This is a genomic window from Flavobacterium sp. GSP27 (genome assembly GCF_003970395.1).
Taxonomy (GTDB): Bacteria; Bacteroidota; Bacteroidia; order Flavobacteriales; family Flavobacteriaceae; genus Flavobacterium.
Genome location: NZ_RYDP01000008.1, coordinates 59,315 through 73,684, shown reverse-complemented (window position 1 = coordinate 73,684; position 14,370 = coordinate 59,315). Strand labels below are relative to the sequence as shown.

Annotated in this window: 12 protein-coding genes and 1 tRNA gene; 5 read left to right on the top strand and 8 right to left on the bottom strand. The window is 34.1% G+C overall.

Annotation, left to right across the window (positions count from 1 at the left end):
• Positions 1 to 151: 151 nt before the first annotated feature.
• Both EKM05_RS08845 and EKM05_RS08840 read right to left on the bottom strand, forming a co-directional pair.
• Positions 152 to 760, bottom strand: coding sequence for a superoxide dismutase (locus EKM05_RS08845; protein ID WP_126461769.1), 609 nt, complete (start codon positions 758 to 760; stop codon positions 152 to 154).
• Positions 761 to 1,091: 331 nt separating this feature from the next.
• Positions 1,092 to 1,775 carry a ComF family protein gene (locus tag EKM05_RS08840; RefSeq protein ID WP_126554670.1) on the bottom strand — a complete coding sequence of 228 codons (684 nt, stop codon included), beginning with the start codon at positions 1,773 to 1,775 and terminating at the stop codon, positions 1,092 to 1,094.
• Positions 1,776 to 1,872: 97 nt separating this feature from the next.
• Between EKM05_RS08840 and EKM05_RS08835 the strand changes: the two genes are divergently transcribed.
• Positions 1,873 to 3,414, top strand: coding sequence for a glycine--tRNA ligase (locus tag EKM05_RS08835; protein ID WP_126461762.1), 1,542 nt, complete (start codon positions 1,873 to 1,875; stop codon positions 3,412 to 3,414).
• A gap of 52 nt (positions 3,415 to 3,466) precedes the next feature.
• Here the strand turns inward: EKM05_RS08835 and EKM05_RS08830 are convergent, their stop codons facing one another.
• Positions 3,467 to 4,003, bottom strand: a complete 537-nt coding sequence (locus tag EKM05_RS08830) for a DUF3575 domain-containing protein (RefSeq protein ID WP_126461759.1) — start codon at positions 4,001 to 4,003, stop codon at positions 3,467 to 3,469.
• A gap of 472 nt (positions 4,004 to 4,475) precedes the next feature.
• On the opposite strand from EKM05_RS08830, the gene EKM05_RS08825 reads away from it, so the two are divergent.
• The 4 genes from EKM05_RS08825 (at position 4,476) to EKM05_RS08810 (ending at position 8,503) form a co-directional block, all read left to right on the top strand.
• Positions 4,476 to 5,288, top strand: a complete 813-nt coding sequence (locus tag EKM05_RS08825) for a LytTR family DNA-binding domain-containing protein (RefSeq protein WP_126461756.1) — start codon at positions 4,476 to 4,478, stop codon at positions 5,286 to 5,288.
• Positions 5,289 to 5,462: 174 nt separating this feature from the next.
• A complete protein-coding gene (locus EKM05_RS08820) occupies positions 5,463 to 5,651 on the top strand; it encodes a hypothetical protein (protein WP_126461753.1) in 189 nt (62 codons plus the stop codon).
• A gap of 107 nt (positions 5,652 to 5,758) precedes the next feature.
• On the top strand, positions 5,759 to 7,783 hold the full coding sequence (locus EKM05_RS08815; RefSeq protein WP_233590896.1) for a tetratricopeptide repeat protein: 2,025 nt from the start codon (positions 5,759 to 5,761) through the stop codon (positions 7,781 to 7,783).
• A 24-nt stretch (positions 7,784 to 7,807) separates the two neighbouring features.
• Positions 7,808 to 8,503, top strand: coding sequence for a response regulator (locus tag EKM05_RS08810; protein WP_126554668.1), 696 nt, complete (start codon positions 7,808 to 7,810; stop codon positions 8,501 to 8,503).
• Between the two features lie 61 nt (positions 8,504 to 8,564).
• Here EKM05_RS08810 and thiL read toward each other — a convergent pair whose 3' ends face one another.
• The 5 genes from thiL to ftsA all read right to left on the bottom strand — a co-directional run bounded on the left by thiL (position 8,565) and on the right by ftsA (position 14,366).
• On the bottom strand, positions 8,565 to 9,611 hold the full coding sequence (thiL, locus tag EKM05_RS08805; RefSeq protein WP_126461746.1) for a thiamine-phosphate kinase: 1,047 nt from the start codon (positions 9,609 to 9,611) through the stop codon (positions 8,565 to 8,567).
• Between the two features lie 509 nt (positions 9,612 to 10,120).
• Positions 10,121 to 10,194, bottom strand: a tRNA-Arg gene (locus EKM05_RS08800).
• Between the two features lie 71 nt (positions 10,195 to 10,265).
• Complete coding sequence (locus tag EKM05_RS08795; RefSeq protein WP_126461743.1) at positions 10,266 to 10,715, bottom strand: GatB/YqeY domain-containing protein; 450 nt, start codon at positions 10,713 to 10,715, stop codon at positions 10,266 to 10,268.
• A 267-nt stretch (positions 10,716 to 10,982) separates the two neighbouring features.
• Positions 10,983 to 12,926, bottom strand: coding sequence for a cell division protein FtsZ (gene ftsZ, locus EKM05_RS08790; RefSeq protein WP_126461740.1), 1,944 nt, complete (start codon positions 12,924 to 12,926; stop codon positions 10,983 to 10,985).
• Positions 12,927 to 12,977: 51 nt separating this feature from the next.
• The gene (ftsA, locus tag EKM05_RS08785) at positions 12,978 to 14,366 is read right to left on the bottom strand and encodes a cell division protein FtsA (protein WP_126554666.1); all 1,389 of its coding nucleotides are present in this window, start codon (positions 14,364 to 14,366) and stop codon (positions 12,978 to 12,980) included.
• Positions 14,367 to 14,370: the final 4 nt, after the last annotated feature.

Genomic DNA, 14,370 nt, shown 5'->3' with positions numbered 1-14,370 from the left:
CCTTTTTTATTGGAATGAAGTCAAAGCCTCTAACCCCTAAAGGGAAATCAAAGCAGAGATAAAAAATATTTTCGCAGGAAACAAAAGAGGCTAGAAAAAAAATTTTTTTCTAGCCTCTTTTGTTAATTCCCCCCTTCGGGTGTTAGGGAGCTTATTTCTCTAAAGCAAATCTTCTCGCCACTTCCGTCCAGTTAATTACATTGAAAAAGGCTTCGATATAATCTGGTCTTCTGTTTTGATAATGCAAATAATAAGCATGTTCCCAAACATCCATTCCTAAAATTGGAGTTCCGCCACAACCTATGCCTGGCATTAATGGATTGTCTTGGTTAGGAGTTCCGCAAACCTCAACTTTACCTCCTTTATGAACACAAAGCCACGCCCATCCAGAACCAAATTGAGTTGCTCCAGCTTTGCTGAACGATGCTTTAAATTCTTCAAAAGTTCCAAAAGCAGCTTCAATTGCAGCCAACAAATCGCCAGTTGGAAGTCCGCCTCCATTTGGCGTCATTACCGTCCAAAACAAATTATGATTGTAAAAACCACCACCGTTATTACGAGCAGGCATGTTTTTCATGTCAAGATTAATCAAAATATTTTCGATCGTCTTTCCTTCCATATCCGTTCCTGCGATAGCAGCATTAAGATTGGTAGTATACGCATTGTGATGTTTCGAGTGATGAATTTCCATCGTGCGGGCATCAATATAAGGTTCTAATGCGTCATACGCATAAGGTAATTGTGGTAATTCAAAAGCCATAATATGATTGTTTAATGATTTATAAATATTTTATCCAAATTTAATCATTTAACTTTGGAAATAGAAATTCTATTTCGTTATAATTTCATTAAATTAATCAATAGTGTGCTCTTTAGAGTTGTAACATACTTGTTTTCAGAAGCTATTTACTTCGTCTGTTCCAATCTTTTATCCACCGAAAAGGCGCATAAAAAAGATTTTTACGTCAAACAAAGTTCACTGAACTCCTATAAGAGTAAAAGTTAGGTGAAGTAATCAGGGCTAAAAAACGACTGTGCTTTAAGGTATCATTCTGTTTTAAATACATGTTTTTGGAACCGAAATATCCAAATTACGACTGCGCCATCGCCATACAAACAATACTGATTTTTGCACCCGGTATTTTAAGTATAGCCCGGGAACAAGCTTCTAAGGTGGCTCCGGTTGTAATAACATCATCAATTAAAAGGAAATGTTTGTTGTGATTTTTTTCAGTAAAGGAAACATCAAAAATAGATTCGATTCCTTCCGTTCTGCCTAGTAAATTTTTCTTGGATTGCGTTTTTGAATACACATTCCGAATCAAAAGTGAGTCATTGTAAGCTACATTTAAACGAGTGGAAAGTGCTTTTCCAAAAGCAGTAACTTGGTTGTATCCTCTTTCTTTTAACTTTTTTCGGTGTAATGGAACAGGAATAATTTCATCAACAGATTGTAGTGAGTCAATGTTCTTTAGATCTTCGGCGTACCATTCCCCAAGAATTGTTCCTATTTCTTCGTGTCCTTTGTATTTCAAATTATGAATAAGCACTTGGACAATTCCCTTTTTATGAAAATAAAACAAAGCAGAAGTATGCACGACAGGAATTCGTCCGTAAAATTTTTTGAAAGCATCATTCTCTGGATTCAAATGATGATTGGTCAACGGAATATCGTGTCTGCAAACCGTACAAATCACATTTTCGTTCGCAATTAAAAAGGCGTTGCAACCGGAACAGACCTTTGGAAAAAAAAGATTAATAATGCTTTCAAACATGTAATCAGGGATTTATTTATAAAAATAGACAAAACAATGCTTCAATCTTTAACAATTTCCTTTTTTTTAAGTTCACTTTTTATATTTTTGCAGTATTATGGCAAAACAAGAAGATTTATTTAAGAATGTAATTTCGCATGCAAAAGAATACGGATTTATTTTTCCGTCAAGCGAAATTTACGATGGTTTAAGTGCAGTCTATGATTATGCACAAAACGGAGTAGAATTAAAAAAGAACATACGCGAATATTGGTGGCGCGCCATGGTTCAAATGAACGATAACATTGTAGGTCTTGATGCCTCTATATTGATGCACCCAACTACCTGGAAAGCATCGGGTCACGTAGACGCGTTCAACGATCCATTGATAGACAACAAAGATTCAAAAAAAAGATATAGAGCCGATGTTTTGATTGAAGATTATGCTGAAAAACTCAACATAAAAGCAATCAAGGAAATCGAAAAGGCAAGAGTGCGTTTTGGTGACACCTTCAATGAACAGGAATTTGTGACTACAAATCCTCGCGTTATAGAGTATAAATCCAAAGAGAGAGAAATTCTGGAACGATTGGGACGTTCTTTAGGAAATGAAGATTTGGAAGATGTAAAAGCATTAATCGAAGAACTGGAGATTGCTTGTCCGGAAACGGGTTCCAGAAACTGGACCGAAGTGCGTCAGTTTAACTTAATGTTTGGCACCAAATTAGGCGCATCCGCAGATACAGCAATGGATTTATATTTGCGTCCGGAAACGGCACAAGGTATTTTTGTCAATTTCCTAAATGTTCAAAAATCAGGACGAATGAAAATTCCTTTTGGAATTGCACAAACTGGAAAAGCGTTTAGAAATGAAATCGTAGCCCGACAGTTTATTTTTCGTATGCGGGAGTTTGAACAAATGGAAATGCAATTTTTTGTGCGTCCAGGCGATGAAATGAAGCATTATGAATTCTGGAAAGAAGCCCGCTTGAAATGGCATTTATCACTTGGTTTAGGAAGAGAAAATTATCGTTTTCACGATCATGAAAAATTAGCCCATTATGCCAATGCAGCGGCTGATATTGAGTTTAATTTCCCGTTTGGATTCAAAGAGTTAGAAGGAATTCACTCCAGAACTGATTTTGATTTGAAAGCACACGAGCAGTTTTCCGGCAGAAAATTACAATATTTTGATGCTGAATTAAATCAGAATTACGTTCCTTATGTAGTGGAAACTTCAGTTGGATTAGACAGAATGTTTTTGGCTGTTTTTGCCACTTCATTAAAAGAAGAAACATTAGAAGATGGCTCCACAAGAACTGTTTTGAAATTACCTTCGGTTCTGGCTCCAACTAAAGCAGCAATTTTGCCATTGGTAAAAAAAGACGGATTGCCAGAAATCGCACATAAAATCATTGACGATTTGCGTTGGGATTTTAATGTGACGTATGATGAAAAAGATGCCGTAGGAAGACGCTACAGAAGACAAGATGCGCTTGGAACGCCGTTTTGTATCACAGTAGATCATCAAACTATCGAAGATCAAACGGTTACTATTCGTCACAGAGACACGATGAAACAAGACCGTGTGGCTATTGCAGATTTGAAATCAATTATTGAAAATGAAGTTTCAATGAAAAACTGGCTGATGAAAATATAATTATTTGTAGTCTATATTCAAAAAAAGCTTCTCGATTGAGAAGCTTTTTTGTTTAAAATCGGTATCCTAACGTTATTCCGCCACGTCCTACTATCTCTGGACTATTATCACTAAATAAATTGCGTCCTATTCCAGCATTAAATTCAAAGACGAATCCTTTTCTATGAATCCATTTGGATCCAAGACCAAAACCAAGTGCGAAATCAGCTCCTACTTCATCTGCTACAAAATTAGTTATTGTCGTTCCATTATCGTAATAGTATGTTGTGTAGCCGTGATCTATATATGAATTTAACATTGCAAAACCTTCTACAAAAAATCCAGCAGCTGGTTTTTTTCCAAAATAAGCGCGGTAGTATGGAGTAAGACTAAAGTTAGTGTCAAATTCATCTTCAGCCACAAAAAAGAGTGAAATTCCTAATCCAGTATCCTCATTAATTAGTCGTTCATAAGTTAATTCTACCGCTCCTAGAACTAAAAATAGCGCATTCCCTTTTAATTCATTTCTTTGAAAATCGATTGTTTCTTTTTCTTGGCTAAAACCAAATAAAGAAGAAGTTAAGCAAATTAAGACAAATAATTTTTTCATAGTTTTTGTTTTTTGGAATAAAAGTAAGATAAATTTTTAAAAAAAATATTTTTAACAGTTACTTTTTGGTGGTTAATTCGGACAAAGTTATTATCAATCGACATTCATACTCTTTGAATCATCAGCACAACAAGTAACAGCTTCGCTTTAGGAAAGTTTTTATGCTGACAACTAGAGGTGTTTACGAAATGAATTTAAATTCAAACGTCTATTAAAACAGTAATCATGTTCTTAATCGGATAAATCTGCATTTCATCTTAATGTATCAACATTTGTTAAAAACATATTAACAAGACCTATAAAAAAATAGTTAAATGCTTATTTTTAGAATATTAAACACAAGTATTTTAGTCATTTTTTGATGTTATTGTTTCATTAAATTGCTAAAACACCCCACCTAATTTAATAAACCAAAGTATATTTTACTTTGGAAATCGGATGTAATGCTTAACAATTCCAGGAAAAGCAATTGATGAATTATTCGTACATTATTATTGACGACAATCAAGAAAGTGTTTTGAAAACAAAAGGCATTGCTGATGGTTTTTCAGAACTAACTTTTGTGGCCTCCGCAAATAATTATACTGATGGACTACATCTAATTTTAGAACATACGCCACAATTAGTTTTTCTTGAAATCGATCCTGTTGATACAACTAGCAATTTGTCTTTGGCATTGATCAATGAATTGCACCGTTACCTAAAAATAATTCCTAAAATTATTATTACCACCCGTAAAAAAGAGTTGGCTTTTGAAGCAATACAATATGAAGTGATGGATTATTTATTAAAGCCACTGGTACCAATCGATGTAATAAAATTGATTTTAAAATTAAATAAATCGGAAGTCGAAAGCGAGGTTGCTTTAAATGAATCGATCATCCTTGAAGAAAAGCCAACGTTCCTGCCACAACCTGAAACAGTACATCAGGGCCAGTCACTCACTTTGTGCATTAAATCATATGGGGATTATCGCTATATTGATGCAAAAGACATCTGTTACCTTAGAGCCGATAATAATTCAACGGACATTCATTTAAATAACGGGGAAATGATTACGGCTTTTAAAACATTGAAACATTTTGAAGGGGTATTGTCATATCCCTTTATTAGGATTCACAACAGTTATATTGTAAATAGGAACTATATTTCCAGAATTCACAGCGGAAATTCTGTGTGTTACATAAAAAACAGTACCGTAAAACTTCCTTTTTCTAAGTCTTACAAAACAAACATCGACCTTATTATCTCTGAATTTGCTAACGGAAATTATTTAGAAATCTAAAATTGTCCGTTCACCCGGATTTAATACCCATTCACTATCATTCGGGCAGGTTCTACCATATACCCTTTTTTTTGTAGGAAAAAATTAAGTTGTCTGTGTAGATTTACAAAAGAATTTCACGCTAATGTGGTTCTAGAAAAGTAAAATCAAACAACAATATAAAATTCCCAAATTATGAAAAAAGCAATTTTAACAATCGGATTATTTTCTTTAGTAATGGTATTAACTTCATTTACTTCAAATGAAGAAATTACTTCAACAACAAAAAATGATAACAAAGCAGAAGTTTTCAAAATTGAAAACGTACAACTAAATCTTGCTGGAAATGGATCAACAAGTCAGGGGAATAAGAAAATGGACTAACAAAATATTAGTAAATATATTGATTTAAGAAAGCTGTCAAATTTTTGGCAGCTTTTTTTATGCTAATACGTTTATTTTCTTATTTTTGATGGTAAAACTTTTTGCTATTGAAACATCCTATATATACAACACTTTTTTTTATTTTTTTATTTTGTGGATGTACTCAAAAAAATACTCCAAATAAAATTACTTTAGATTCTAAAGACAGCCTTTCTACATATTTTTTATTGTCCAACGATTTTGATTTGCCGTCTGAGCAACGAGAAAAATACGTAAAAAAAGCACTTCAAGTCATAACTCCCCAAGAAAATGATTCTTTATATCGTGTAAACCTGTTCAAAATTGCTAATCGCTATTATAACTTAGAAAATTGGAAGGAGTATAAAAGAACGGTACGATTGGTACTTGAAAAATCTGCAATGCAGCAGGATGCTTTTAGTATGGCAAAAGGGAATAATTATTTAGGAGATTATTATGACTCTCAAGGTATTCCGGATAGTTCTTTTTTGTACTATGACAAGGCAGAAAAAATATATATTGAGCTAAATGACAACTATAATCTGGCAAAAACGATTATAAGAAAGGCAAACATACAATTTAATCAAAGTGATTTTTTAGGGGCTGAAAAAGCGGCTTCTAAAGCTTTAAAAATCATAAAAAACACAAACCAAAGCGACATCTTGTATGATGCTTACAATTTATTAGGATTAATTTATAATGAACTAGAGGATTATAAAAATGCAATGCGGTATCACAATAGAGCTTTAGCCAGTATTGATGACGAGTTAATGGCCTCTTTTTATCAGCCACAAGCGACTTCCTACAATAACATTGGTTACCTCCACCTTAAGACGCAAGACTACAAGCAGGCGAAAAGATATTTTCAAAAAGGACTAGATCAAAAAAATGTGTTTAAAGATAAACCCTCATTGCACGCCATGTTATTGAATAATTTAGCGTATTCTAAATTCAAGCTTAATGAAAAGGAAGGGTTGCCAGATTTATTCTTTCGGTCATTAAAAACCAGAGATAGTTTACAACTTAGTGCGGGTGTCATAGCCAGTAAAATAAATTTATCCGAATATTTCATTTCAAAGAATGAAACTTTACGAGCAAGTCAGTTTGCCAAACAAGCCCTTGAATTATCCAAAAAAACAAACAATTATCGTAATGTTTTAAATTCGCTGAAGCAATTATCAATTATAGAGCCACAAAACGCTGCAGTTTATGGAAACGAATACATTCAAGTCAGCGAGAAATTACAAAAATCAGAACGTAAAATGGGTAATAAATTTACCCGTATCGAATACGAAACAGAGGAAATAAAAAACGAGAATAAGGACTTAGTACAACAAAACAGGAATTTAGTTTATATTTTTAGTGGTTTAGCAATGCTTGGTTTATTTTCCTTTGTCATTAGAACCCAAAAAGCAAAAAATAGAGAATTGTTATTCAAGCAACAACAGCAAATGGCCAATGAAGAGATCTATAATTTAATGATCACACAACAAAACACGATTGAAATAAATAGAATTAAGGAAAAGAAAAGAGTAGCACGCGAATTACACGACGGCGTTTTAGGCAGACTATTTGGAGTGCGAATTAACTTGGACAGCTTGAATAAGATTGTTGACGGGACTGCTGTGGAAAAGAGAAATAATTATTTAATAGAATTAAAAAATATTGAGCAGGATATTCGAGAAATTTCACATGACTTGAATAGAGAAAAATCAGAATTAATTAATAACTTCGTCGCCATAGTTGATAATTTATTTGAAGACCAAAAAAAGACTCATAAATCAAAATTAATTTCAAGTATTGATCCAGCTATAAAATGGGAACTAGTAAGTAACTCACTAAAAATCAATTTATACCGTATTCTGCAGGAAGCACTCCAAAACAGTAATAAATATGCTAATGCTAATACCATTAAAATAGAACTAAGAAAAGAAGAAGATCATTTGATTTTAAAAATTAGTGACAATGGTGTTGGTTTTAATATAAAAACAGCTAAAAAAGGCATTGGTCTGCAAAACATACTTTTTCGGACCAAAGAATGCGATGGTATCTTTGACATACAATCCTCAAAAAAAGGAGGAACAATTATAACGGTTACCACCCCAATAGAATAAAAACAATCTTACAACTTATACAAAATGGCTAATGATTCCGTTGATACAGTAAAAACAAAGAATGAAATATTAATAGTTGACGACCATCCTTTTATAATAGAAGGATATAAAAATGCAATTACGAGGTATAATCCGGAGGAATTCGAGTTTTTTATAACTAAAGCAAAAGATTGCGAATCAGCCTACCATATTATTACCAATCCAGCTGTTGTGCCATTTGACATTGCTTTTTTAGATATTAGTATGTCGCCTTATGAAGAAAAAAATATTTATTCCGGCGAGGATTTGGCAAAATTAATATTAGAATACATGCCAAACTGCAAAATTATATTACTAACCATGTATACCGAATTGTTGAAGATAAAAACCATTATCAAAACAATAAATCCAAGTGGACTGGTTATAAAAAACGATTTAACTTTTGATGAATTAATTTTTGCTTTCGATAAGGTTATAAAAAACGAAAAATATTACAGCCAGTCCGTTTTAAAAATGTTGAATCAGGCAGAGGAAAATACAATAGAAATTGATCAATTTGATAAAGATATTTTGTTTCATATATCAAAAGGAACCAAGCTGAATGACATTCCACAATATATTCCAATTTCACTTGGCGCAATTGAGCAACGCAAACTGAATTTAAAAGAATTATTAAAAATAGAACATGGAAGCGATATTGATTTAGTCCAGGAAGCTAAAAACAAAGGATTGCTATTTTAATTTTATCAAATAAAAAACGACACTTAATAGGTGTCGTTTTTTATTTGTTTTAAAGAGATTTCTATTCACTCAAAGCATCCCAACCACGAGCTTTCAATGCTATTTTCGTGTTGGCACGAGTCACTAAATGAATGCCTTCGCTTTCTTGTGTCATGTGCCCAATGATTGTAAAGTTTGGATTCCCTTTGATTTTTTCAAAATCGTCCATGGCAATAGTGAAAAGCAATTCATAATCTTCGCCTCCGTTTATGGCAACAGTGGTACTGTCGATATCGAATTCTTCACAAACATTAATAAATGTTGGATCAATTGGTAGTTTGTCTTCGTATAAATTACACCCTACCTTAGATTGTTTGCACAAATGCATAATCTCAGACGATAATCCATCTGAAATATCAATCATTGAAGTTGGTCTTATTTCTAAAGCGTGCAATAGAGTACGAACATCTTTGCGTGCTTCCGGTTTCAATTGTCGTTCAATTAAATATGTGTACGCATCTAAATCCGGTTGTGAATTTGGATTCACCTGAAACACTTGCTTTTCGCGTTCCAAAACTTGCAACCCCATATAAGCAGCCCCAATATCGCCAGTTACGACTAATAAATCTGTTTGTTTGGCACCATTTCTATACACGATTTCATTTTCATCTGCTTCGCCAATGGCAGTTATACTGATGATTAACCCTTTCTGGGAGGAAGTCGTATCTCCACCGATAACATCTACATTGTATTCATTTGCAGCATGCGTAATTCCTGCAAACAATTCATCCAAAGCTTCTAAAGGAAAACGATTAGAGACTGCTACTGAAACCGTGATTTGCGTGGGTTTAGCATTCATGGCGCAAATATCAGAAACATTGACCACTACCGCTTTGTAGCCCAAATGTTTTAAGGGCATGTATGCCAAATCAAAATGCACACCTTCTATCAATAAATCCGTCGAAACTACTACTCTTTTATCTTTGAAATCCAAAACAGCGGCGTCATCTCCAATTCCTTTTAAAGTTGAAGGCTGATTGATTTTGAAGTTTTTTGTCAAATGGGCAATCAATCCAAATTCGCCTAACTGAGCAATACTTGTGCGTTGTGGGTTTTTATCTTCGATCATTATTTAAATTATTTTTGAGGTTGCAAATATACAAAGAAATATTCGCCTTGATTTGTTCCAATTTTCATTAATTTCATTCGAACTTTCAAATACTTAAATCGGACAAAATGAAATTATTTGATATCGTTACCCGTTGGGCATAATTGAAAATTTACTTATGATGTAAAAACAACCGTTCAGAGATGAGCGATTTTTTTGCATTACCTAATTAAATTCAAATTAAACAAGCGTAAAAATAAAGGTTTGCACCTATCTGTTACGCGTGTATAAAATCAATCAATTGAATTATATTGAATATTGCATTATCTGTTACGTGCGTGTAAACATTATTTAATTAAATTCTATTAATAGTTGATTAATTAGATTTTTTTTAATATTAGAGGGGAATTTTAATTTATTTCAGTTACTTATATAAACTTAAAAAACACCCAGAAAATGAGTGTTTTTTAAAATGGATAACTAAATGTTAACTAAAATGTTTGTTAAGTACTGTAAACAGGGTATTAAAGTGACCACGGCAGGGTTCGAACCTGCAACCCTCAGAGTCGAAATCTGATATTCTATCCAGTTGAACTACGCAGTCAATATTATTTCAGATTATTCAGCAACAGTTTTATATCCTATATATAAAACTGTTGCTCTTAAATCATAAATCTATGTCAATAATTTTTTAACTATAGTAGAGATCGTTTTCCCCTCAGCAGTTCCACCTAATTGTGCTGCGGCCAATCCCATTACTTTTCCCATTGCTGCAATGCCTGCGGCACCAGTTTCGGCAATGATTTTTGCTACTACAGCTTCTACTTCTGCTTCGCTTAATTGTGCTGGCAAGAATTTTTCTATTACTGCTATTTGTGCTAATTCTGGTTCAGCCAAATCCAAACGATTTTGTTCTGTAAAAATTTTAGCGCTATCCTTACGGGTTTTTACTAATTTTTGAAGCAATTTTATTTCATCATCCTCTGAGATTTCTTCTTTTGATCCTGTAGCGGTTTGCGCTAGTAAAATTTCAGATTTAATAGCTCTTAAGGCTTCTAGAGCAACTGTGTCTTTGGCTCTCATGGCTGTTTTAATTTCGTCCATGATGTGTATTGATAAACTCATAATATTTAGTGTTTATTTATTAATCGATTATTTATCAAATCGATTATTGAAATGCTCATTATAAAACCACTACTTTTCTGAATGTTCGAAAGGGTAGTAAAGGCTCCTGCTTTTTTTGCGGGACTTGAAACAACCGCTTTTTTAATGCCCGACAAATTTAAAAAAATTTACTGGAATTAACAACAAATTGCCTTGTTCAGATTACACAAAAAAAGTAACCCGAAAATCAAATTAAATTTTCGGGTTACTTAGTTTATTTTGAGTTCATTAATCCACGTTATCGTGTAAGTATGAATTATTTGAACGCAGCTGCAAATCATTATTACTATCCGTTCCTACAGAAATTCTAGAATTCGTATTATTAGCTTGATGGTTTGAAATGTCTATTCCTAATCTTTTGTAAGCCGGTTCTTTTTCATATTCTTCAATTTTAGAGACATTGTTATGAAACTTATAATTGAATTCTTTTAATTTTTTCCTTCTTTCATCCGCTCTCATTCGCAATGATTCTTCGATAGTCATTTCAGTAGGCGAAATTGCTTGAAAGTCAACTGGAACCAGCGCTGCGCTGTCAACTTGTTTCATGGTAATGTTTAATTCCTCCGGAATTACAACCTCTGGAGTTTTCGCTACTGGTTTTGCCATGAAATCATTTTCTGGCTCCATATATTCTTCAAGAGAATATTTAATGATTCCGTTATCTGTCAATTCCGTTACCGGAACAAATTGAACGGCTTCATTTACTCTTATATCACTCGTTTCTGGAGTCAATTCAAATAAAATTTTACTGGCCTCTACCGGAACTACAGGCGCTGTTTTAAAAAGTGGCAGATCAAAGGAGAATGTAGTTTGTTCCTGTCTTTCTACTGCTTTTGGCTGAATAGTCTTTAGCTCTTTAACCTCGGCGACAGGTGATGTGATTGTAAAATCAATATCTGTTATTGGAGAAACAATTTCAAAAGTCACATCTAAGTTTTTGATAAATTCAGACATAACGATTAGTTCTTCGTTATTAATGACTGGCACCGTTACCACTGGCTCAGGAGCAGCTACTGTATCTTCTAATAAATCAAAAATAACTCTCTCATTTGAATTAGTCGATGGTGATTCCATATTCAAATCAAATGCAGCAACTGTCTTGTTGGTTAGATTATGAACACTTCGCTGTTCGTCCCCTAGTGTATGTATTATTTTTTTTGGTTCTGTATTTACAATTTCGTTTTGTTGTTCGATATCAAATCCTGTGGCAATAATGGTCACAGCAATAGCGTCTCCCAGAGATTCATCTTCACCAACTCCCATGATAATGTTAGCGTTATGGCCTGCTTCCACTTGTATGTGATCATTAATCTCTCCTATTTCGTCAATTGTAATTTCATTAGTTCCAGAAACGATAAGCAACAATACGTTTTTGGCACCTGTAATTTTATTGTCATTCAACAAAGGAGAATCTAAAGCGGCGATAATCGCTTCCTTCGCTCTGTTTTCACCTGAAGAAACAGAAGATCCCATAATAGCCGTTCCGCTATTAAACAATACTGTTTTCGCATCTCTTAAATCGATATTCTGGGTGTAGTGATGCGTAATTACTTCGGCAATACCTCTTGAGGCTGTCGCCAAAACTTCATCTGCTTTTGAAAACCCTGCTTTGAAACCAAGATTTCCATATACTTCTCTTAATTTATTATTATTGATAACAATTAAAGAATCGACTTGTTTGCGTAATTTTTCGATACCAATTAAGGCTTGTTCCTGACGCACTTTCCCTTCAAACAAGAAAGGCAAAGTCACAATACCCACCGTAAGAATGTCTCTTTCTTTAGCCAATTGTGCAATTACTGGTGCAGCACCCGTACCAGTACCACCACCCATTCCGGCTGTGATAAATACCATTTTAGTATTACGATCCAACATTTTTTCAATCTCGGAAATGCTTTCAATAGCTGATTGCTGTCCAACATCCGGGTTTGCTCCTGCACCAAGTCCTTCGGTTAAGTGTACTCCTAGCTGAATTTTATTAGGCACAGAACTACTCTGTAAAGCTTGAGAATCCGTATTACATACGATAAAATCTACGCCTTTGATCCCTTGTTTAAACATGTGATTGATAGCGTTACTTCCGCCTCCACCTACACCAATAACTTTGATTACATTTGATTGGTTTTTTGGTAAATCAAATGAAATACTTCCAAATTCTGAGTTGCTCATCATTTTATTTGGTTTTTGATATTTATTATTAATTCTTGTGAATGTTTTTACTGTCTATTCTGCATTATCCAGAAAGTCTTTAATCTTATCAACATAACGATCAAAGAAATTTTTCTGTATTCTGTTTACGGTAGAATTCTGTTTTTCTTTTGAATTCTGACCTTCTTCCTCTTCCTCTTCCTCTTTTTCAGGAATTTCATACACTAGATTTTCAGCCGCGGCTGCCCTGTAAGCCAATGTTCTTGGTTGCTCTACAGCATCTTTTCTAACTGCACTCTGTGATTTATTCTCAATACTTTTCATTACTAACCCAACAGCTGTTGCGTACAAAGGACTTGAAATCTCCTCGTCAGAATTCCCTGCTAGATGTTCATTTGGATATCCAATTCTGGTATCCATCCCAGTAATGTATTCTACTAATTGCTTGATGTGTTTCAATTGGGCACCTCCGCCAGTAAGCACTATCCCTGCAATTAGCTTTTTGCGAGGATCTTCATGACCGTATGCTTTTACCTCTGTAAATACTTGATCTACGATCTCAACAACACGCGCATGAATTATTTTGGAAAGATTCTTTAACGAAATTTCTTTTGGTTCTCTGCCTCTTAATCCCGGAATGGAAACAATTTCGTTGTCTCTGTTTTCTCCTGGCCAAGCAGAACCAAATTTAACTTTCAACAATTCAGCTTGTTTTTCAATAATCGAGCATCCTTCTTTGATATCTTCCGTAATGACATTACCACCAAAAGGAATTACCGCTGTGTGACGAATAATACCATCTTTAAAAATAGCCAAATCTGTTGTTCCTCCACCAATATCGATCAATGCAACTCCAGCTTCTTTTTCTTCCTGACTCAAAACGGCATCTGCTGAAGCCAATGGTTCTAATGTTAAACCTGATAATTCGATTCCGGAACTTTGAATGCATCTGCCTACATTACGTATCGATGAAGCTTGCCCCACTACAACATGAAAACTAGACTCTAATCGTCCGCCATACATTCCTATAGGCTCTTTGATTTCGGATTGTCCGTCAATTTTAAATTCTTGCGGCAAAACATGTATGATTTCTTCCCCTGGCAACATGGCCAATTTATTTACTTGATCAATCAAAAGCTGAATGTCATTCCCTCCAATTACTTCTTCGGGATTGCTTCTGCTGATATAATCAGTATGCTGAATACTGCGGATGTGTTGTCCCGCGATTCCTACCACTACATCTTTTATTTTATAACCTGAATTATTTTCGGCTTCTTGAATCGCTTGCTGTATTGACTGTATGGTTTGAGTAATATTATTTACCACGCCTCTTGCTACACCTAAACTTTTAGATTTTCCTACACCTAAAATTTCTAGTTTGCCATATTCATTCTTCTTGCCTATCATGGCAACTATTTTAGTTGTCCCAATATCTAGACCTACTGCAATATTCTCTTTTTCCATTATC

What these genes read in the sequence shown, in the direction of transcription:
- EKM05_RS08845 (WP_126461769.1), bottom strand. Translation starts at nt 760, where the DNA reads ATGGCTTTTGAATTACCACAATTACCTTATGCGTATGACGCATTAGAA.
- EKM05_RS08840 (WP_126554670.1), bottom strand. Translation starts at nt 1,775, where the DNA reads ATGTTTGAAAGCATTATTAATCTTTTTTTTCCAAAGGTCTGTTCCGGT.
- EKM05_RS08835 (WP_126461762.1), top strand. Translation starts at nt 1,873, where the DNA reads ATGGCAAAACAAGAAGATTTATTTAAGAATGTAATTTCGCATGCAAAA.
- EKM05_RS08830 (WP_126461759.1), bottom strand. Translation starts at nt 4,003, where the DNA reads ATGAAAAAATTATTTGTCTTAATTTGCTTAACTTCTTCTTTATTTGGT.
- EKM05_RS08825 (WP_126461756.1), top strand. Translation starts at nt 4,476, where the DNA reads ATGAATTATTCGTACATTATTATTGACGACAATCAAGAAAGTGTTTTG.
- EKM05_RS08820 (WP_126461753.1), top strand. Translation starts at nt 5,463, where the DNA reads ATGAAAAAAGCAATTTTAACAATCGGATTATTTTCTTTAGTAATGGTA.
- EKM05_RS08810 (WP_126554668.1), top strand. Translation starts at nt 7,808, where the DNA reads ATGGCTAATGATTCCGTTGATACAGTAAAAACAAAGAATGAAATATTA.
- thiL (WP_126461746.1), bottom strand. Translation starts at nt 9,611, where the DNA reads ATGATCGAAGATAAAAACCCACAACGCACAAGTATTGCTCAGTTAGGC.
- EKM05_RS08795 (WP_126461743.1), bottom strand. Translation starts at nt 10,715, where the DNA reads ATGAGTTTATCAATACACATCATGGACGAAATTAAAACAGCCATGAGA.
- ftsZ (WP_126461740.1), bottom strand. Translation starts at nt 12,926, where the DNA reads ATGATGAGCAACTCAGAATTTGGAAGTATTTCATTTGATTTACCAAAA.
- ftsA (WP_126554666.1), bottom strand. Translation starts at nt 14,366, where the DNA reads ATGGAAAAAGAGAATATTGCAGTAGGTCTAGATATTGGGACAACTAAA.